We start from the raw sequence: 20,535 nt of genomic DNA on the forward strand, positions 1-20,535 counted from the left end.
AAAAAGACGTCACCTCCAAACCTTAAAAATCCGTGTCAATGACTTCCTTGGCGGAACGGGTGCCCAAGGCGCCCCAGAGTCCGTAGGGACTTTTCGCACCGGCAACTGTAGCTGGCGATCCGTGATACGAGATCATTGCGGCGTTGCTATTGCCCGCTTCAATCGAATCGGTGATGAACTTCACAGCTCCATCGCCCATCAAGACGTGTGCCCCACCTTGATGACGACTGGACACCGTGACCATCGAGTCGTTACTCGTGAATCCGCCGGTGCAAATGCCTGAATTGGGCGGAAGGATCGTGTGCACTTGAGTGAAAAAGTGCATCGCATCATGCCAGCGATAGCCGCGTCCAAGCAATGCACTTACCGAACCTCCAGCACCCGCGTTCCAGAATTGTGGTCGTTCGGGATCATGATGCTGATCCATGAACCTTGGGTTCTTCCGGCACTCGGCGCGTCCGTGCCCACTTCTGTCGTTGTACGCCGAATCCTGCGGAAACGAAGTGCGAACATCTGCGTCCCCAAGATCCGTCGTCAACTCGCCACACATCACGGTGTTTGCCAATCCGTCGAGCGTATCGCGAAACTTCATGCGACTGTTCATCACAAACATACCCCGATGAACTTTTCGCGAACGCGTCGCCTGGGTTTGATTGTTGGCGGTATAGGGCATCGTGGCACCACTGGATACCTTATGAACGAATATTTTGCCTTCGCGAGACATCACGGATGAATCGCCCATGCAAGCTCCGTAATTTGTACGACCAAGCGCCGGAAGCCCCTGGCCCGGATCGCTCGGGCATCGGTAAGACGGAATGTTCGTCGCCCAAGGACCGTAGTCTAGACGAGCGACCCCGGGTCCCATCGCTTGCCAGGACGGGTTCTTGGCAGAACCGTTAGCCTTCACATTGAGTGGATTTGAAATCTGCTCCCAGAGCGCCTGCTGCTCAATAAACGGCAGCACACTAATCAAAAAAGATCCGCGGCGGTTGATGCTCGTTCCGTTACTGTCACCCGCGTAGATTTGCTGCCCAGCTGGCCGATCGGTGCCGGTACCATGGACTGGTAGCCCCTTGTAAGCCGAATGGTAATTGTGAATTCCCAAACCAATTTGCTTGAAGTTGTTGCTGCAACTCATCCGGCGAGCTGCCTCGCGAGCGGCCTGCACGGCCGGCAGTAGCAAACCAACTAAGACTCCGATGATCGCGATGACCACTAGCAATTCGACGAGAGTGAATCCAGTACGCTGACGATTCATTCGAATAACTCCAAATACGAGAGTAGAGAAGAGAAGAGGACGAAGTGAAACGCGATCATTGCGTTACGTGCATGGCCCTCGTATGGAGTAATTCCCGTCCCCGTTAGAGTTGTTCGCGCGGAATTTTAGACTTTTTCTCGTTTTTTGCCTAAATCGCCTCTTTATCTGCGAAAATCCCGAGAAAAATCGCAAAATGAAAGGAGAGTTTCGGGAATAAGAATGAGTCGCCCTAGTCCGGTTCGTTCCATCTTGCGCAGTTAAGTCATGTCCAATTCACCGAGGAAACAGGTCATCCAAGAGGAAGTATCCCAAGATGAATTTGTTCGTCTCCTTGCGATGCACTCAAGCAAGGTGATGTCATTCATTCGAATCCTTACGATGAATCGTCAGGATGATGCCGAAGAGATTTTTCAATTAACCTGCGTCGTTTTGTGGCAAAAGTTTTCGCAGTACGACGCGGCGGGTAACTTTGCGGCTTGGGCTTGCCGCATCGCGCACTACGAAACGCTCAAACATCGCGAATCAAAGCGGCGAATTAAACTGTTGAGTGACGAAGCTCTTGAGTCATTGGCCGAAGCAGCGATGCCGATCTCCGCCGAATTGAGTGAACGTCGAACGGCTCTATCAAACTGTCTTAAGAAGCTGCCCTCGTCGGATCATGACTTGATTCGCCAGAAGTACTTCGAAGGCTTAAGCGTCGGCGAGATGTCTAATCGGGTGGGCCGGTCGACGCATGCGATCTACCGCGAATTAAGTAAAGTACACGGCATACTATTACGATGCGTACAACGCTCAGCGACCGAGGTGCTTTCATGAACACGGACAACCACCAATTGCAAACATTACGCACCTTGATTTTAAAATCGCAGTCGGAATCACTGAGCGAATCCGAGATCGCAGAACTGAATGCGTTGATTTGCTCGGAAGAAGGCGCCGTCGAGGCAGCGGCTCTGATTGACCAACTTTGCGCCTTTACTGACTCGGGAGGCCTGGACTCTTTGCCGATGGCGGAGGTGTTGTCCGAAGCATTCAGCCAAGAAAAACGTAGAGGAACACTGTCTGCTGCAGCAAATCCACCGTCCCCCAAAAACGTGCCAGGGACACTAGCCGGCGCAATCGCTCCATTATCGCGAGAACGAGCGGATTCCTCCTCTCAGCCTGATCGGTGGACAAAGGCTTATTGGTGGGTCGGCTTGGCAGCCAGCCATTTGTTTATCGCCTCATTGGCATGGTCTCTTGCAAAGCCCTCTTCGGTTAATGCACCCATCGCAAATTTGCCTTCAGCGAATTTGCCCGCCGCAGGGTTCACTTCCGAAGCCAGGCCACCACAGCTCGTTTCGATGACAGCGTGTGTTTGGAGTTCTTCAAGTGACTTGGTCCCGACGATCGGGGAACCGATTGCATCAGGTGAGGTTCTGAATCTTGTCGAAGGCATTGCAGAATTGAGGATTGGAGAAAAAACGCCTGGCGAGGCAATCGTGCGAATCGAGGGCCCGGCAAGCGTTTCGATTGGCGTCGACGGCAAAATTGGACTTCTTCATGGTTCTATGACAGCAAAGTCGCTCGGTACCGGCAGCGGAAATGTGACGGTAAATACTTCGATGGGCAAGGTTCTCGCCGATGGACAGAGTTCGATCGGATTGGTTTCAAGTGACTCCGAAACTGAAGTTCATTTATTCTCAGGACGAGTATCGGTGAAGCCAAACCAAGCGGAATTCAGTACGAATGAAATCCATTTGGAAGCAGGAGAAGCAGTGCGTATTTCCTCTAACTTTGAAGAGGGCGTCACAGTGGTCAAGTTTGAGGCCTCTGAGGCCAACTTTGTTTCCGCTCGCTCACCCGGTTTTGATCCATTGAATTTAGGAGAGGAATATGTACGCGCCGTTTTGGATTCTCAGCCAAACATTTACTGGCGATTTGAGGAACTGAAGGGCGAGTTTTCTCAATTCGTGGAAAATCAAGGCAGCGCACCGGGCATGAATGCGATGGTGGTTGGCAATCCAGGATGGCGTAAATATGACACTAACAGGGTTGCCGAAATGGGGACGTCGACATCGTCCGCGTTTCGAGCCGTGGAGCCTTGGCCAGAGAAACCACTTGACGAGTACACCATTGAGATGTGGGTTAAGCCGCAGCTATTTCACCATGGTGAAGTGTTTTGTATGCATGCGACTGAAGGCTTGGCGGACGGCCGATACCCACACACGATGATGCTGGAGACCACGGCCCAGCACTACTTCACCCATCGGCTAAGTGATTCTCCGGCCAACCGTTTTCGTTTTGTTCATCGTGCACTCCGATCGGACGAGCCAATCAGTGTCACCAGTTTGTTTTCTGGAAATCAATATCAAGCTCGGCTATGGCAACATGTTGTATCGCAGAAGCAGGGGAGTCGACAAATGCTGTGGATCAACGGGCAATTGTCGGCTGAACATTCCAACCCGGCTCCGCTAACGGAAAACGTGCAAATTCTCGTTGGCCAGGTTTACCCCACGTCGGTATATCGGCGATTCGTCGGGCAGATCGACGAGGTCGCGATATACGATCGATGCCTTCCGCCGAAGGAATTACGAAGCCATATTAAGGCCGCAGGACGCTCTGTTGCCTCCGAGGTCCTTGACTAATGGCTGATGCCGGCCTGTTTTCTTCAGCGAGAAGTGGTAAATGCTGATCAGGAGCTATACAGACGATACAAGTTTCACATTCTGTTTGCCTGTAGGCGAGGCAGGTAAAGCTGCATTAAAAGTTTCAGTTTTTAAAGCAAAAAACTAAGTTAGTTCTCCAATATCCAACCACTCCCAAAAAGCATTTATAAAGACTTCCATCCTCGGACATTACATAGATAACGATCGTGCACACTTTCCGGCTGACCATAATAAGTCGACTGTTGGCAGCGAGTATTCCTTTCAGTTCATTCGATATCATTCAGCTTAACAAAGAGTTTTCGCCTTTCGGGCCGGCCAGTTGGAACGTCTCAAGGTAGAGACGTTCGTGGCCAGTCTTGGAGAGAATCGGCGCCAAATGGTGTTCCAGCAAAGCAGCTCAAGAGACAGAGCGGCGTTTCGATTTCATCTGGATTGATCTCGGAGAATTCACGGATTGATGTGTGGTCGTCGCGAGAAACGTTATCCGTGAGAAGGAGAGTAAGTCGTTTCGCAGCCAATTTACTCACGGCGTGGCGGTGCGAGATACCTGTTGCGAGTCGCTCACGTTTTCGACATCAACACTATTTCGATCGTGATTCCGCGATCTTTTCCGGTAGGTTTACAGGTAGAGATGGCTCGGTCCTTTTCTTGATCCACGGTCTCAAATTATTTTTGAAAAGTTCTGATTTTATTAACGCTCGCTTTGTTGATGTTGGCAAATCCCGATCACGGAAACAGGCCAGAGCGTTTTGGACCGTGTTTTCCGCTGCTTTCCGATCGTTAGCGAAAGCACGAACGATCCCGCGTATAGCGCATCCATGGTGAAACAGGTTCGGCACATTGGTTGTCGGCCGGGCTGTCTGATACTCGTTCCGAACGCGTTTTCAACGTATTTTGCGGTGGCAAAGTGTTGTAGTGATGTTAGCGACGACACGAAAAATCCAAGCCAGTAAAAAGATTTGACAAGCCTTACTTAATTCGCATAATCCCGCTTGCTCGACCACCGAGCCTCTCACCCAACCAACCAGCGACCAACTCAGTCACCCGGCTCCTCGCCCGCCAGCGATCCTTCGCGGCGAGCTTGTTTTGAATCTGCCTTCGCCCACGAATCGGGCGACTTCGCAGATTTTGGTCCCTCTCTTTTTTGGTTTCGCCGCCTGCCCATCAACCGGCAACTGTTGCGAAGCTTCTCCACGCGCTGCAAGGAAATCTATGTCACAGCCTCCGTTGTTGTTAACCGTCGGCGAGATCGCCCGGCAACTCGACACCAAGGTCCACCGAATCGAATACATCATCCGCTCACGCAACATCGAAGCGACCGGCTGGGCCGGACACGCTCGCGTGTTCTCGCAGGCCAACTTGGATCACATCGCCAGCGAACTGAAACGGATTGACGAAGAACGGTCCGCCACACATTCACAACCATCGACTCGCAAGGAGGCCACTCGATGAACGCTCATGAATTCCCAACACAGCACATCCCACAACGACTGACTGAACTCGATCAGTGGGTCTGTTGGAAACTCTCCCAGACGGAGAATCGGTTCACGAAGGTGCCCATCTCACCGAAGACTGGGTATCAAGCGAGTTCGATCGACCCGCGTGATTGGGCATCGTTTGAGGCGGCGATGAAGCGATTCCAAGGTGATCCAGTTTTGGCAGGGATCGGCTTCATTTTCACTCCCGACGATTGCTTCACCGGCATTGATCTGGATCGTTGCTTGGACGAGGCAGGAAACTTCACTTGGGGCAAAGAGATCGTTGACTATCTCGCTACCTACACGGAAGTTTCACCGTCGGGGCGAGGTGTGAAGTTGATCGTCGAAGGATGCAAACCGCCTCACGTTGGTTGTCAACGAAAAGGGCTGGGGCCGGATCAATCGGGGCAGATCGAGATTTACGATCACGCTCGGTTCTTCACGATCACGGGGAGACGGCTATCAGATGCGCACACCGAGATAGCCGCGAAACAGGATGAACTCACCGCGGTCTGCCAATACTTTTGGCCGGAGACGTCGCAAAAGACTTCACCAGCGCTTGATCGTTCCAACGACAGCCCTGACGAAATCCAGCGGCGTGCTATCGCGTACCTCGATGCAATGCCGCCGGCCATTTCAGGAGGCGGAGGTCACTCGCAAACCTACACGGCGGCTACAGCGCTCGTTCATGGTTTCGGGATCGAACCCAGTGAAGCTCTCACAATCCTGACGCAGCATTACAACCCACGGTGCGTGCCGCCGTGGTCTGACAAAGAGCTTCGACACAAGATCAGCCAAGCCGCAACTAAACCGCACGATCGGCCGTTCGGTTGGCTGCGTGATGAGTGCACATCGCAACCGCTCGATGAAATCGACCTAAGCCAGTTCAACGTTCGAGTTAGCACGGAGGAGGAAACTGACGACGATCCTCCCATCGAACCAGCCTCGTCGATCGAGGATCCCGGACCGCTTCCCGAGCGACTGTTGCGAATCCCTGGCTTCGTCAATGAGGTCGTTGATCACTGCCTTGATACCGCACCCTATCCGAATCCTGTCATGGCGTTCTGCGGCGCACTGGCGATGCAAGCTTTCTTGGCCGGTCGTCGCGTTCGCGATCCAGGCGACAATCGCACGAACCTCTATCTACTGGGATTGGCGCACTCGGCAGCGGGAAAAGACTGGCCCCGAAAACTAAACGTCCGGATCCTTCAAGAAATCGGAGTGGTCGACCAAACAGGTGAAAGATTTGCATCCGGGGAGGGATTGCAGGATGCTTTACATCTGACACCGGCCATGCTCTACCAGACCGATGAAATTGATGGCCTGCTGCAGTCGATCAGCAAGTCCAAGGATGCCCGTTACGAACAGATCATGTCGACGTTGCTGACCATGTATTCGTCAGCGAACAGCATCTATCCGATGCGTCGTAAGGCGGGCAAAGAAGCCGCTGGCGTGATCAACCAACCGAGCTTGGTCATCTTCGGAACCGCGATCCCGAACCACTATTACGAAGCCCTCTCCGATCGAATGCTCACCAATGGGCTGTTCGCTCGGATGCTGATCTTTGAATGCGGAAAACGCGGTCGGGGCCAAGAACCGAAGATCCGTGACATACCAGGTTCGATTCTCGAAACGGCTCAGTGGTGGGAAAACTTCAGACCCGGAGTCGGCAATTTGGTTGACTGGAATCCGACACCAGCAATTGTGCAGCACAACGACGAAGCGTCCGGCCTGTTAGTCGACGCTCGAGTGAACGCGGAGATCCAGTACGAGAAAGCGGAGGATTCAAATGATTCGGTTGGCACAACAGTCTGGGGGCGAGTGAGCGAACAAACCCGGAAACTCGCTCTGCTCCACGCGATCAGCCGCAATCATCTCGCCCCCATCATCGACGCCGACTCCGCTCGATGGGCGATTGAAGTTGTCGAACACCAGACGCGAAGGATGCTGTTCATGGCGAACGACCACGTCAGTCACAACGATTTCGACGCGATGGCAAAAGCGGTTGTGCGGCAACTGAAGAACTGGAAGTCCAGGAATGGCATCAAACCAATGCCTGAGTGGGAACTCACCCGTCGATTGCCGTGGAAGCCGAGCGACCACAAGGAGGTCATCAAGTTGCTTGACACGCAGCGGTTGGTCGTTCGCCAACCGTCCGCTTCCAAGACGCGTCCGGGCTTCGTGTATCGGTTGGTCGAAAACTGAGGCATCCAATCCCTCAGCCGCGTTGTTTGCCAGCGGCCGTTCTCGATGACCAAAACCACGTTGCTGAATTAAAACACCACACCCAATCCCACATGTCCCGAAATCACCGTAAGTCTAAGGAGACAAGCACTTTGTATAAAGTAAATAATAATTCATCAATTCATCAGACAAGCACGTGTATGCCCGCATCCGCGCGTACACGTAAGAGCCCTTTGGAGGAATTGATGAATTGCGGTATTCCAAATCAGCCCGAACCGTCGTGTTGGGACTGCCGTTTCTTTGAGCCACCGATCGGTGTCGATCGAGATCAACCGCCTGCAGAAGAATGCCAGCGCGGCGAGTGCACGCGTCTTCCTCCAGTGATCGACCACGGCAACCGAAATGCCGACGTCAACTACGCCGTGTTCCCGATCGTGATCGCTTGCGATTGGTGCGGCGAGTTCCGTCCACGTGCCGCACGTGTAGGCCAACGTTGCGAAGGCGAAGCCAACGCGGCCTTTGGACGCGGCAGCCCACCACGACGCGACACACGGCCCCGTGGCGGCCCGCACGGGCCATTGCGAACCGCTGCCCGATCGCTCGCCAGGCCGCCGCGATTAGGTACTTCCCGGCGTTTGAAACGCCACTCAGGGCCACCCGAATCAGCGACACTCATACAGAGAGTTGCTTTCCTGGAACACGTTGTCCGACTTTTGGGAGGAACGCCAATGAAACCCAATCAACTGCAACTGGCGAAGCATCTGGTTGCGGAACTCGAGGTCTTTGCTGAAGTCCAGCTTGATGTCCCAGGGATCTCTGATCCCTGGATTTCGGGCATGCTTCATCGCGGCATCCCTTTCACGCCCAGTTTTTGGGCTGGTGACAGGATTCCGCAGCGCAAGATGCGTTTGGTCAGAGCGGCAGAGCAACTGGAAAGGTTGGAATTGCTGAAGCGTGTTACCGAACCCAATCGGGACCGAACCACCCATGTGATTCCCTCCACCAAATTGATCGTCGACACGATCGACCAGCTTGGCAATCAAGTCGACCTGAACGCTGTAGTCGCCGGTCTATCACGCACGGCCTGGGGGCGCGGTATCGCCGACCAGTTATTGCAGACTCGCTCTGACACGGCGTCTGTGGACCTCTGAGCCCGATCAAACCAACCCAACCAACGACTGAGCAAACCATCCAGCCAGCCACCCCTGATTGCCTTCTTCACGCGGCCTTTGCCGCATCAATGAATCAGGAGATTGGATGTTCACAAAAAGTAGATCGGCTGCGCTCACCCCCACCGAGCGATTGGCCGAAATCGCGGCCCTTTTGGCTGATGCCATTATCAATTCCCAGGCCGAAAGCGGGCACTTGGTCTGTTCTTTCGAGAGTCTTTCCGAAAGTTGCGGTGAGCGGCTTGATTCGTCTGCTAACACAGGGCTCTCTGTCCACACGCGTTCCACTTCGGCACCGCAGACCCCAGACCCAGGAGTCCAACATGGAGCTTAACGTTGCCAAAGAAGTCGCCCGCTTGCAAAAAATGAGCTGCGGCGAGCTTCGCGATCAATTCGCCGAGGTTACAGGCGAAACCACCAACGCCAAGAACCGCAAATGGCTGATCCGCCGAATCATTTGGCGGATGCAAGCGAACGTCGAGAGCGGCCTTTCGGCGGACGCGATTACTCGAATTCGCGAACTTGCCAATGGTGCCGACTTGCGTGTCACCTCGCCCGCATCGCGGCGTCTCTCGGCCGATGCCGTCATTCGCACGAAGACGGTTGCGACCGGTTCGATTTCCGATTGCGGAATACTGCCAGGCACCTTGATCACTCGTATCTACAAAGGCCGCGAGATTCGCGTTCGTGTCACGGCTGCCGGTTATGAATTTGAAGGCGAACTGTTTCGTTCGCTTTCTGCCGTCGCCAAATACGTTACCGGGTCGCACTGGAGCGGCAACCGGTTTTTCAAACTCGATCAGCAGGAATCCAAATGATGAAAGATCAGAAGAAGAAGACCGTGCGATGCGCGATCTACACTCGCAAGAGCACCGAGGAAGGACTCGATCAAGAATACAGTTCGCTGGACGCTCAACGTGACGCCGCCGCGGCTTATGCCGTTTCGCAAAAGCACGAAGGCTGGGAAGTCATCCCAATGTCCTACGACGATGGTGGCTTCACCGGCAGCAATATGGAGCGACCAGCGTTGCAGCGATTGTTGGCCGACATCGCGGCCGGCGAGATCGACTGCGTAATCGTCTACAAAGTCGACCGACTCAGCCGATCGCTGCTCGACTTCACTAAGATCGTCGAGACGTTCGATCAACACGGCGTCTCGTTTGTCAGCGTCACACAGCAGTTCAACACATCCACATCGATGGGCCGACTGGTGTTGAACGTGCTGCTGTCATTCGCACAATTTGAACGCGAAATGATCAGCGAGCGGATTCGCGACAAGGTTGCGGCATCCCGCCGGCGAGGCAAATGGTCCGGCGGGATGCCATTGCTCGGTTACACGGTCGAGAATACGAAACTGATTGTCGACGAGATCGAAGCCGACCGTGTTCGCCAAATTTTCAGCCTGTATGTCGAACATCACTCACTGTTGCCGGTGATGAAGGAGCTGAGGCAACGCGGTTGGACGACCAAACAATGGGTCACTAAAAAGGGCGACCACCGCGGCGGCCGAGCGTTCAGCAAGAACGCCATCTACAAACTGCTGACAAACGTCACTTACATCGGCAAGATTCGATACAAGGACGAAACGCACGAGGGCGAACACGATGGGATCGTACCCGTGGATCTCTTTCGCCGCGTGCAAAATCAACTCAAGGCCAACGGGCAATCCGGCGGCACGGGCGTTCGCAACAAACACAACGCGTTGTTGAAAGGTCTGATTTGGTGCAAAGCCTGTGGGCGACCGATGACGCACTCGTACAGCTGCAAAGGTAGCAAGCGGTATCGCTACTACGTTTGTGGGACAGCGATGCAGAAAGGCTGGGCCGAGTGCCCCTCCCCGTCGGTACCGGCCGGCGAAATTGAAAGATTCATTGTGCAGCAGATTCAATCCATCGGCACCGACGAAGACCTACTCAATCAAACGATTGGTCAAATCGAATCTCGGTCCAGGCTTCGGCAAGAGGCTCTTGCGTCAGAACGCAAAGCGTTAGAACGGCAGCTACGCAACGACCATGAAAAGTTACGGGCGATTGCCGCCAATGCGACCAACAACCGCCGTGTCGCGGGACTGCCCGAATTGCAATCGCGAATCGACACTGCCACTGACCGCTTAAAAGCAATCGAGCACGAGGTTCAATCGCTTCAAGATCAATCCATCGACAATGCTGATGTCCGGCAACTTCTGGCCGGCTTTGAAGAGCTTTGGGATACGATCCAGCCACGCGAGCAGGTTAGGCTGACATCGCTGTTGGTCGACCGAGTCGACTTCGACGGCGTCGCTGGCAACGTTGCAATCACATTCCACGACACGGGCGTTCAGAATCTGACGGCCGGCACCGCAGAGGCATTGGCATGAACAACAAGCTAACGATCAACCGTTCTTTTCACGTCAAAACACGCCGTAACGGCAGCAAGAGCATGGAAGAGGGTAAGGCACCGTCCTCGCCAGAAGGCCGTATCCCACGGATCACTCGATTGTTGGCACTGGCCCATCGTTGTTACGACCTGGTTCGCGACGGGGTGATCCTCAACCAATCCGAGCTCGCTCACTACGGGCAAATCTCGACCACGCGAATGTCGCAAATCATGTGGCTCGACAATTTAGCCCCAGATATTCAAGTACAGATTCTCGACCTGCCACGAACGATCCAAGGCCGAGACGCCATCCTGGAACGCGAAGTCCGCCCGATCGCGAAAACGCTCGACTGGGGCGACCAGAGAAAGATGTGGGCGGATCTGCTACGCCGATCACAGGCGGCGTCGCCGACCGACCTGTTCTGATCCCCAAGTTTATCTATACCAACCTACGCCATCACTTTCGCTACACGCCGCGGCATTTCTTGATCTGAACGCATTTGCCGACCAATTCCAACAACGCGTCACGCGTCGTTTGTCGGCCACGTCGGCCATCGGTGGGGACATGAAAAAAAGTTGCGTTTGGCTGAGTGAATCGACTTGCTTCGTCGTCAGATTCATGGCTTCATGTGTTTAGTCCCAAGACGTTTTGCATCACTCAAACGGAGCCCCGGAAATGACGCAACGCAAAGCCCACGAGATCAAAGCCGGCGACCGAATCGACGGCATCGAAGTGTTCGACAGCCTCCGCACAACCTTTGGCGGATTTTACATCCCACTGGCCGACGGTACACGAATCAATGTCGCGACACTCGACACACCTATCACCACCGATTGAAACCCACCCAGATCCTTCCCTTCCAAAAGGAAACCAAACATGAAGATTTCCCAACTGATCGAACTCCTCGAAGACTACCGCGAACAGCACGGCGAAGAATGCGAGGTGCGTTTGATGACACAACAAAACTGGCCCTTTGAAAACCGCATTTCCGGCGTGACCAGCGGCATGGAAATGAATGAAGCGAGCGAAGATGACCCCAGTGAATACTTCGACAACCAGGACGTCGCTGAAGACGCGACGGTCTACATCGTCGAAGGCGGCCAGATTTGTTATGGAAGCAAGCGGGCTTGGGAAACCGCCCGCGACTGCTAGCAGAAGACTTTTGAACACATTTTCGAATGCCCGCACCCAAACGAGAGGCCACCATGGCACCCTACGCCCATGCCAACCACGCACGCATCGACGCCGAATACACCGCTGCCCACGTTCGCGCATTGACGCTACTCGAAGACCTGCACCAATACATCGAGGACATGCCGGCTCCAAACGAAGACGGACGGAAGATCGGATGGGACGACGTCGGCTCGCTTCGGCAACTCTGTAACCGGCTGTCGAAATTGACGGAACCGAACATTCCGGTTGACGGTGGCAAAGAAGCCGTCAATGACTTCTACAGTTCGCTAAAACACCACGACGTTGCCACACGCCGCGATGTTTCTGCGTTCGGGCATGTTGGAAAAGATTCAGATAATTTGGGAATTGATTCCATGACTTGGTTGATGCTCCGGCCAAAGCATGGCTTCATGTGTTCATCGCTACGCGACAAACGAAAACAAAACTTTCCCCACCGGAGACCAAACCATGGCTATGAACGAAACCCAAAAGACCAAGGCCACCGCCCTTCGCACCGAGATGAAAAAACTCGACCCGGCGACCTACCAAGACATTCGCGAATCGTACTACCGGATTGCCGACAACCTTCGCCCCTTGGTCGACGCCCTTGAGAAGGCCGACGCCGACCTCGGGCCGAACGGCCCACTTTTGGAAGAGCACTACCTCTTTTGCGAGATGCTCGACCGGCTCAACAAGAGCTACCTGGGTGCGGTTGTGTAACCCGCCTGCCGCAAGGCGACCGCCGCGGACGGAACCGCGGCACGACGCGAAAGAGCGAAAGCCGAAACGCAACGGGGCGTTGTCGCGGGTGGTTCCCGCGGCCTGACGATGGCAGCCAAACATGAATACAATTTGGGAGATACGAGAATGAAAAAGGATGATGTAACGGTTGGTGGCGAGTACTACGCGAAGGTCACCAACAAAAAGGTCACGGTCCGGATTGACGCCGAGAACACGTCGGGCGGTTGGGACGCGACCAATCTTTCGACCGGCAAAAAGGTGCGAATCAAAACGGATGCTCGATTGAGCATGCCCGCTCGGGCGGCGAGGCCGGTTGACGCACCGACTCAGGTGTTGAAGAAGAAATCTAAGACTGAAGCGGATGAGCCTGTCGGCGAGAAAAAGCTCTCTTGCGTCAAAGCCGCTTTGCAGGTTTTGGGAGACGCCACCGAACCGATGAACGCCCAGGAAATGATTGCTGCGATGACCCAAGCGGGGTTGTGGGAAAGCCCCGGCGGCAAGACGCCCCACGCGACGCTGTACTCGGCCATTCTTCGCGACATGAAACGCGGTGACAAAAGCCGGTTTGTCAAAATTGAGCGTGGACGGTTTACGGCGCGGGCGTAGGGTAAAGCGATGAAATTCATTTGCGACGTCCGCCAAGTTACCGATTTGGCCGAAGGAGAAACCGCGCCGCCGGAATCCGACATGGATTACGGACTAAGGCCGATCGCCGGCAACGATTTTGAAGCCGGCGTGGTTGAATATGTGGTCCGCCGTAGAGGCATGGTCTACGCGAGGACCACGGCGGGCGAGGAGTTCGCGGTCACGGGTGAGGATGCCCACGCTTTGGTGCCGCTCGGCTTCTAGCCCGAACGCCGTCGACAACGCCCGACGTGGGTAGCGTGCGGGCGTATTGTCGTGAGTGCGGCAAAGAGACTGCCACGCCACGCCACGCCAAATACGTAACCCTGGCCGACAGCGGGCCAAGTCTTTGTTCAGACCCAGCAAGCCACCAACGAGGAACTCAGCCATGACGACACCACTCAAGTCAGGCGACCGAATTCGGCTGATCTCGATGACCGACGATCCCGCTCCAATTCCTGCCGGCATTACCGGGACAGTCGCCGGCGTGTATCCACAAAGCGGCTGGACGCAAGTCGATGTCGAATGGGACAACGGCCGGTCGCTGATGCCGTCCATTCCACCCGATATGGTCGAACGCACCGAACCGCCGAAAAATACTCCGAGCTGTTAACCCGAACATGATTTCTATCGTCTGGCTCGCAGGGGCCGAAGCAAACGGCGAATGAACTTAGAGCGCCGTCAAAAGGAGAGAGCGCGATAGTTTCGGCTGAGAGTCGCCAGAATTGGGCGAGGAGGGCTCAGTGGTGCCGGCCAATAAGAGATCGCCGAGACTCTCGGGAAGCCGCGAACACCGTAAAAACCAAGCGTTTTTCGCGGCAAAAGGAAAGCCGCGACATTGGGCACTCTTTCCGAACCGGCGTGGCAGCCCAAGTTCGCAGATTGAAAAGAGTACACCCGGAGGGATTCGAACCCCCAACCCTCGGTTCCGAAGACCGATGCTCTATCCAGTTGAGCTACGGATGCGTGATTCTTAGAGTTTAGCTTCCCTTGCCTCTTTGTCCAAGTGTCCTCTAATAGGTTTTTTGGGTTGCCTATCTTACCATGACCCCCGCTGTCGCTTGATGGTTCACTTTGACGCCATTCTATTAGATGAAAACCAATTTTCATGGTGTTCATCAGCAAGGAGACGGCTGAAATATGGCAACTCAGGCAAAATCGACTCGATCCAAATCGAAAACCAAAACCAGTAAGGCGGACGCGAAATCCAAGACGGCCACTCGCAAAAAAGCCAAGGGAAACCCCTTCCATCAGCGGCTTGCCTCGCTGACCTACTTCCAAGCCTGTCAATTGCTCGGTGACCAAGGCCCTGAACTGCTCCGCCAAAGCAACCGGGCCTTCGAAATCGATTCCGAAGAGGATGTGTTCCTGGGCGGCGACCTGTACCGCGTTCTGTTTCGTGACCCCGACGTTGCCGGTGGACGTGCGATTGCGACCTTTACCTTGCAATCGGCTCGCTCGAAACAATTGCAACCCAATTGTGATCGCTGTGAAACCTCGTGTGTCCATCTTGCTGCGGCTCTCGGCCATCTGTTGGAAGCGAAAAGTGTCCTTGGTCTGGCAGCACCTCCGGATGAATCGGTGCCGCTGGAAAATCTAACCCATCATGAATTGCACGAACGTGCCTTGGCCGAGCGAAAGCAGCGGGCGGCAGCAGAACCGATGATGGTCCGCACCACGGATTCAGCGAAGCCGTGGACCGACTATGTGATCACCAGCAAAACATCGGGCAAGTCCTATCGTGTTGCTCTGCGGGGGACCGAGCCGGGACAGTCGTATTGCTCTTGTCCCGACTTTCGCACCAATTCACTGGGCACCTGTAAGCACGTTCTGCATGTGCTGGAAAAAATTTCGCGTCGGTTCAAAAAATCGGAGCTAGCGACACCGTACCAACGCAGCAATTTGTCACTACGAATCCATTACGGCGACGATTTCGGTTTGCGATTTAATTTACCGACGAAGCTCGATCCAACTGTCGAAGAAATCGTGGATCAAGCAGGTGAGCAGTCCTTGCGTGATGGGCAGGAGGCAATGCGGCGGATCGAGGCGCTCGAGCATGTCGGTCACCCCGTCCATCTTTACCCCGATGCCGAGGATTACCTGCAGCGCGCGTTAGTGCAAAAGCATCTGCAATCGCAATGTGATGAGATTCGCCGAAATCCTGCGAAGCATTCGCTGCGAACCGAATTGCTGGACGCCAAACTGCTGCCCTATCAGCTCGATGGGATCGCGTTCGCCGTGGGAGCCGGACGTGCGATCCTGGCCGACGACATGGGGCTGGGGAAAACGATTCAAGGAATCGGTGTGGCGGAATTACTCGCTCGACTAGCCGATATCAAACGTGTGCTGGTGATTTGCCCGGCATCGCTGAAGAGTCAATGGCGAAGCGAGATCCAGCGGTTCAGTGGCCGCAGCGTGCAAATTGTGCTGGGAACCGGTGCCGAACGGGTGGAACAATACCGCAGCGATGCCTTCTTTACCATTTGCAATTACGAACAGGTTTTGCGAGATCTTACGGCGATGGAATCCACGCCGTGGGATTTGATTATCTTGGACGAAGGCCAGCGAATCAAAAACTGGGAGTCCAAAACCAGTAACATGATTCGTACGCTGCAGAGTCCTTATCGATTGGTGCTATCGGGCACCCCGCTGGAAAACAATCTTGGCGAGTTGTTTACGGTAGCACGGTTTGTAGACGAACAGCGTCTTGGACCTGCCTATCAATTCTTTCATCGTCATCGGGTTGTTGACGAGAAGGGGAAAACCCTCGGGTACCAACGACTTGATCAGCTTCGCGAAACGATGCAGCCAATTTTGCTGCGGCGGACACGGGCCGAAGTCGCAAAACAATTGCCGGAGCGAACTGATGAAATCGTGCGAATTGAACCGACGGCGGAACAACTGGAAATTCACGACAGCAACATGAAGGTGGTTGCCCAAATCACCGCCAAGAAATTTCTAACCGAAATTGACATGTTGCGTCTGCGTCGCGCTCTGGCAATGGCACGGATGGTCGCCGACAGCACGTACCTTATCGATCAACAGGAACAGGAATACAGCAGCAAGCTGGAACGGCTCGGTGAGTTGCTTGATGGATTGATTGCCGATCCAACTCGCAAAATTGTGTTGTTCAGCGAATGGCGACGGATGCTCGATCGCGTAGAGCGGCGACTGGACCAGATCGGGTGCGACTATGTGCGGCTCGATGGAAAAGTGCCACAAAAGAAGCGGGCTGGAATCGTAGCCCAATTCCAAGACGACCCCGAGTGCCGTGTGATCCTGATGACCAATGCCGGTTCAACGGGGTTGAACTTGCAGAGTGCCAACACGGTGATCAACGTGGATTTGCCGTGGAACCCAGCGGTGTTGGAGCAGCGAATCGCGCGTGCTCATCGCATGGGCCAGAAGAATCCTGTGCATGTGTACAAGCTGGTTACAACGGGAACGATCGAAGAGAAGTTGTTGGACACGTTGGCATCCAAGCAAGATTTGGCGAATGCATCGCTCGATATGCAGAGTGATGTCGAGTCGGTCGAACTGTTTAGTGGTATGGAAGAGTTGAAGCGGCGGCTTGAGCAAATCATCGGGCCCACGCTGACCGCGCCGGTGGACCAGAGCCAGCAGCGACGGGTCGAGGCGGAAACGGAATCATTGCGTCAACGACGCGAGAAAGTTTCGGCCGCGAGCGGCCAACTTGTCGGAGCCGCACTCGCGTTGGCCGGGGAACTGATCAACAAACCGGGGGACACCCCTCCATCAAGCGAAACGGTCGATCGGTTGACCGAGCGACTGAGTGAGTGTGTCGAAACGGACAGCGAAGGTCGTCCGCAATTGACGATCAGCCTGCCCGACAAAGACGCGCTGCGAAGCTTGGCGACCACGCTGGCCCGACTGCTGGAAGGCTGACGCGGCTGCTTGTCATTCAGGCAACAAGACGTCTGCACGCCTGCTTTCTGTGCAGATGTCGCTTGGCACTCCATCGAGCAAATTCGATCATAAATACGCGTCTTTATCGTATATTTACGCAATAACGCCGATCTGTTTTCCCCCGCGATGCTCGGTTGGATCGGTTGGCATAGGAGATGCGTTGGGTGGATTTGCTTTGGAGCCATACGGTTGGCATTTGTTAGCGGTTGGACGCGAGCCCTCCGGTCGTTGACGTTGTATTGTCACGCAACCAGACGGCTCGCGCCGTACCGCTACCCAAAGCAGGTGCCATAGACCAACGCTGCTGGGAAACAAAGGATGCACAAGCCTGATGCGATGATGCTGAAACGGGCTCGCGCTAAGGCCGAAGCGGCGGGTTATTTACTCGCAAGTCCATCGCAGCGTCGCCGCGTTGTGTTGGTCACAGGAGCATCGGTTGGTTTGGGTCTGGCGTTGGCGCGGCGACTGATCGCCGAGCAATCGCAGCAGCGATATCACATCGTCCTAACCTCACGCGAGTCCTCGTTGGCTCGGTTTGAAGAGCAAGGAATTGATGCGAGCGAGACGATTTGGATACGCTCGTTGGATGTTACCGACCCGCAGCAGCGGTGCGACTTGGTCACCGAGATCGACGCGAAACTCGGCGGAGTCGACGTCCTGATCAATAATGCTGGTGTCGCCTATCGCTCTTGCGTTGAACATGTGACGGAGCCGGAACGATTGCATCAGATGAACATAAACTTTCGTTCGCCGCTTGAATTGATACGTTGTGTTCTGCCCGGCATGCGTGCCAAGCGATGTGGAAAAATTGTCAATGTCTCGTCCGTTGGCGGGATGATGGCGATGCCCACTATGTCGGTCTACTCGGCATCGAAATTTGCATTGGAAGGGGCTAGCGAGGCACTTTATTACGAATTGAAACCTTGGAATGTGTCCGTGACTTTGGTGCAACCGGGGTTCATGCGATCCGATGCGTTCGCGAAAGTTCCCTACACGGTAATGAGTGCGAAGGCATCAAGCGATTGCAGTGACCCGTATCACGAACATTATTACCACATGGAAAAGTTTATCGCAAAGATGATGAATCGAGCCCTCGCCACTCCTGATTCCGTGGCCAAAAAAGTGGCCAGGATTGCTCGCTCGAAATCACCGCCACTGCGTGTGTATGGCAGTCTGGATGCGGTTGCATTCGCATGGCTGCGATGTGTCTTGCCTCGGCGTTTCTACACATGGCTGCTGTATCGCAATCTGCCTCGAGTTCGTCTTTGGGGACAGCGCTGAAGCGATTGTCACTGTAGCGGAAGTCGTCAAGACTTTCGGGGAATGGGGGGAGAGCGGACGAAACTCTTGACGAGTTCCGCTACGAAGAACGTTTCGCTACCAATAATGTTTGCGGCTAGGACAATTTGACAAATGACGTGGAATTTGAGCGGTAGCTACGTTCGCCAGAACGTGGTCCACCGTCTGGCGACGGTAGCTACATCAAAAGAAAAGATGCTCTAGCGGACAGCGTTGCCGCATTCAGTTAAACTAGGGCCTCGTTCGTTTTTCTGTTTCTGAGGTCTTGTTGGAGTTCCACGCCGTAGCGTGGTTTCGCAGCCAGAAGGCTGTACTTCAACTCTGAGGCAAATTTCATCCATGATCGTTCGCATTTTGAGTTATGTTGCAGTTGCCGTTTTTGCATTTGGCCACCTTGGTTTCGCACAAACGTCGGTTGCGGAGGTCCCCAGCTGGCCCGAATTTCGCGGGGCCCATGGAGACGGTCGTGCTGACGCAGCGGATTTGCCGATCGCGATCGATTCCTCGGTGGTCCAGTGGGAAACGCCCATTCAAGGTAAAGCGTGGTCGTCGCCGGTGGTGTGGGGAGACGAGATTTGGTTAACCACGGCGACCGAAGATGGAACCAAAATGTCCGTCGTTTGTGTTGACCGGGTGACCGGAAAGGTGCTGCACGATGTGGCCGTCATCGAAAATGAAACGCCGGAGTTTTGCCATCCGATGAACAGCTACGCTTCGCCAACGCCAGTGATCGAAGCGGGGCGCTTGTACGCTCACTTCGGCAGCTATGGCACCGTCTGTGTCGACACTTCCGACGCCTCGGTGTTGTGGCGACGAAGTGATTTAAAGTGTGACCATTTTCGCGGCCCGGCGTCGTCACCCATTTTGCATGATGGCAAATTGTATGTGGCGTTCGATGGCGTGGATATTCAGTTTGTCGTGGCCTTTGACAAAAAGACGGGTGACACCGTGTGGCAAGCCAAACGTGAAATTGATTATGGCACCGATGTGGGCGATCGGATGAAGGCGTATGGAACAGCCGAAGTGATTCGGGTCGGCGACCAAGAGCAATTGGTCTATCCCAGCGCCGTGGCGACGATCGCGTATGACCCGCAAACAGGCGACCCGCTGTGGACGGTTTACCACGATGGCATGAATGCCTCGGCACGACCGATTTATGTCGATGGCTTGGTGTTGATCACCAACGGCATGGGCGGCATCGTGGCCGTGCGTCCTGATGGCAAGGGCAACGTCACCAAGAGTCACGTCGTGTGGACTTCGTCCAAGAGTGTCGCGAAGAAATCGTCACCACTCGTCGTCGATGGGTTGGTCTATATGATCACCGACGATGGGATTGCGACCTGTCGTGAGCTCGAAGATGGAAAGATCGTCTGGCAAAAACGCGCCGGCGGCTCCTACGCGGCGTCGCCGATCTATGCCAGTGGACGAATCTATTTGTTCAGCATCGAGGGGGCCATTACGACGCTCAACGCAGGACGCGAATATGAAATGCTGGCCGAGACCGAACTCGGTGACGGGTTTATGGCGTCACCAGCGGTCGTGGGTGACCAAATGATCCTGCGGAGCAAGTCGGCACTCTACAGCATCGCAAAGTAAACAGGTCGTTCGGTATTTACCGGTGAAACATCGATCATTCTGTGAGCCGACGGCGCGAGCCGCGGGCAAGTTTCCTACGATATTG

Annotated in this window: 19 protein-coding genes, 1 tRNA gene and 1 other RNA gene; 18 read left to right on the plus strand and 3 right to left on the minus strand. The window is 54.6% G+C overall.

All coding sequences use genetic code 11. The features are described 5' to 3' along the window. Window positions 1–22: 22 nt before the first annotated feature. Window positions 23–1,258, minus strand: a complete 1,236-nt coding sequence (locus SH528x_RS01105) for a DUF1559 family PulG-like putative transporter (protein WP_442508692.1) — start codon at window positions 1,256–1,258, stop codon at window positions 23–25. A 264-nt stretch (window positions 1,259–1,522) separates the two neighbouring features. On the opposite strand from SH528x_RS01105, the gene SH528x_RS01110 reads away from it, so the two are divergent. The 4 genes from SH528x_RS01110 to SH528x_RS01125 all read left to right on the plus strand — a co-directional run bounded on the left by SH528x_RS01110 (window position 1,523) and on the right by SH528x_RS01125 (window position 7,586). After that, window positions 1,523–2,074 (plus strand): sigma-70 family RNA polymerase sigma factor, encoded by a 552-nt coding sequence (locus tag SH528x_RS01110; protein WP_442508693.1) that lies wholly within the window; start codon window positions 1,523–1,525, stop codon window positions 2,072–2,074. Further along, window positions 2,071–3,882: a LamG domain-containing protein gene (locus tag SH528x_RS01115; protein WP_442508694.1), complete on the plus strand. Its 1,812-nt coding sequence runs from the start codon at window positions 2,071–2,073 to the stop codon at window positions 3,880–3,882. Before SH528x_RS01110 ends, SH528x_RS01115 begins: the two co-directional genes overlap by 4 nt. Before the next feature lie 1,233 nt (window positions 3,883–5,115). Continuing rightward, complete coding sequence (locus SH528x_RS01120) at window positions 5,116–5,355, plus strand: hypothetical protein (protein ID WP_442508695.1); 240 nt, start codon at window positions 5,116–5,118, stop codon at window positions 5,353–5,355. Beyond that, window positions 5,352–7,586 carry a DUF3987 domain-containing protein gene (locus SH528x_RS01125; protein ID WP_442508696.1) on the plus strand — a complete coding sequence of 745 codons (2,235 nt, stop codon included), beginning with the start codon at window positions 5,352–5,354 and terminating at the stop codon, window positions 7,584–7,586. Before SH528x_RS01120 ends, SH528x_RS01125 begins: the two co-directional genes overlap by 4 nt. A gap of 394 nt (window positions 7,587–7,980) precedes the next feature. Here the strand turns inward: SH528x_RS01125 and SH528x_RS01130 are convergent, their stop codons facing one another. After that, complete coding sequence (locus SH528x_RS01130; RefSeq protein WP_442508697.1) at window positions 7,981–8,241, minus strand: hypothetical protein; 261 nt, start codon at window positions 8,239–8,241, stop codon at window positions 7,981–7,983. A gap of 52 nt (window positions 8,242–8,293) precedes the next feature. Between SH528x_RS01130 and SH528x_RS01135 the strand changes: the two genes are divergently transcribed. From SH528x_RS01135 to SH528x_RS01185, 11 genes are all read left to right on the plus strand, one after another. Next, window positions 8,294–8,716: a hypothetical protein gene (locus SH528x_RS01135; RefSeq protein ID WP_442508698.1), complete on the plus strand. Its 423-nt coding sequence runs from the start codon at window positions 8,294–8,296 to the stop codon at window positions 8,714–8,716. A gap of 341 nt (window positions 8,717–9,057) precedes the next feature. Next, a complete protein-coding gene (locus SH528x_RS01140) occupies window positions 9,058–9,552 on the plus strand; it encodes a DUF2924 domain-containing protein (RefSeq protein ID WP_442508699.1) in 495 nt (164 codons plus the stop codon). Continuing rightward, a complete protein-coding gene (locus SH528x_RS01145) occupies window positions 9,549–11,090 on the plus strand; it encodes a recombinase family protein (protein WP_442508700.1) in 1,542 nt (513 codons plus the stop codon). The genes SH528x_RS01140 and SH528x_RS01145 overlap by 4 nt, the downstream gene beginning before the upstream one ends. After that, window positions 11,087–11,515, plus strand: coding sequence for a hypothetical protein (locus SH528x_RS01150; RefSeq protein WP_442508701.1), 429 nt, complete (start codon window positions 11,087–11,089; stop codon window positions 11,513–11,515). Before SH528x_RS01145 ends, SH528x_RS01150 begins: the two co-directional genes overlap by 4 nt. 250 nt (window positions 11,516–11,765) lie before the next feature. After that, complete coding sequence (locus tag SH528x_RS01155; protein ID WP_442508702.1) at window positions 11,766–11,927, plus strand: hypothetical protein; 162 nt, start codon at window positions 11,766–11,768, stop codon at window positions 11,925–11,927. A gap of 39 nt (window positions 11,928–11,966) precedes the next feature. Continuing rightward, window positions 11,967–12,242, plus strand: coding sequence for a hypothetical protein (locus SH528x_RS01160; RefSeq protein ID WP_442508703.1), 276 nt, complete (start codon window positions 11,967–11,969; stop codon window positions 12,240–12,242). Between the two features lie 489 nt (window positions 12,243–12,731). Then, window positions 12,732–12,983, plus strand: a complete 252-nt coding sequence (locus tag SH528x_RS01165; RefSeq protein ID WP_442508704.1) for a hypothetical protein — start codon at window positions 12,732–12,734, stop codon at window positions 12,981–12,983. Between the two features lie 59 nt (window positions 12,984–13,042). After that, window positions 13,043–13,104: hammerhead ribozyme type II (locus SH528x_RS01170), an RNA gene on the plus strand. Between the two features lie 26 nt (window positions 13,105–13,130). Next, entirely contained in the window at window positions 13,131–13,610 is a 480-nt protein-coding gene (locus SH528x_RS01175; protein WP_442508705.1) for a winged helix-turn-helix domain-containing protein, read from the plus strand. Between the two features lie 9 nt (window positions 13,611–13,619). After that, window positions 13,620–13,853: a hypothetical protein gene (locus SH528x_RS01180; protein WP_442508706.1), complete on the plus strand. Its 234-nt coding sequence runs from the start codon at window positions 13,620–13,622 to the stop codon at window positions 13,851–13,853. 163 nt (window positions 13,854–14,016) lie between these two features. Next, window positions 14,017–14,241, plus strand: coding sequence for a DUF4314 domain-containing protein (locus SH528x_RS01185; protein ID WP_442508707.1), 225 nt, complete (start codon window positions 14,017–14,019; stop codon window positions 14,239–14,241). Window positions 14,242–14,520: 279 nt separating this feature from the next. On the opposite strand, the gene SH528x_RS01190 is transcribed toward SH528x_RS01185, so the two are convergent. Further along, a tRNA-Arg gene (locus tag SH528x_RS01190) sits at window positions 14,521–14,594 on the minus strand. A gap of 174 nt (window positions 14,595–14,768) precedes the next feature. Here SH528x_RS01190 and SH528x_RS01195 point away from each other — a divergent pair. The 3 genes from SH528x_RS01195 to SH528x_RS01205 all read left to right on the plus strand — a co-directional run bounded on the left by SH528x_RS01195 (window position 14,769) and on the right by SH528x_RS01205 (window position 20,450). After that, the gene (locus tag SH528x_RS01195; protein ID WP_442508708.1) at window positions 14,769–17,534 is read left to right on the plus strand and encodes a DEAD/DEAH box helicase; all 2,766 of its coding nucleotides are present in this window, start codon (window positions 14,769–14,771) and stop codon (window positions 17,532–17,534) included. Between the two features lie 339 nt (window positions 17,535–17,873). Next, window positions 17,874–18,836 carry an SDR family NAD(P)-dependent oxidoreductase gene (locus SH528x_RS01200; RefSeq protein WP_442508709.1) on the plus strand — a complete coding sequence of 321 codons (963 nt, stop codon included), beginning with the start codon at window positions 17,874–17,876 and terminating at the stop codon, window positions 18,834–18,836. Window positions 18,837–19,193: 357 nt separating this feature from the next. Continuing rightward, on the plus strand, window positions 19,194–20,450 hold the full coding sequence (locus tag SH528x_RS01205; RefSeq protein WP_442508710.1) for an outer membrane protein assembly factor BamB family protein: 1,257 nt from the start codon (window positions 19,194–19,196) through the stop codon (window positions 20,448–20,450). Window positions 20,451–20,535: the final 85 nt, after the last annotated feature.

This window comes from Novipirellula methanifontis (genome assembly GCF_052161655.1).
In the GTDB taxonomy this organism is placed as follows: Bacteria; Planctomycetota; Planctomycetia; order Pirellulales; family Pirellulaceae; genus Novipirellula.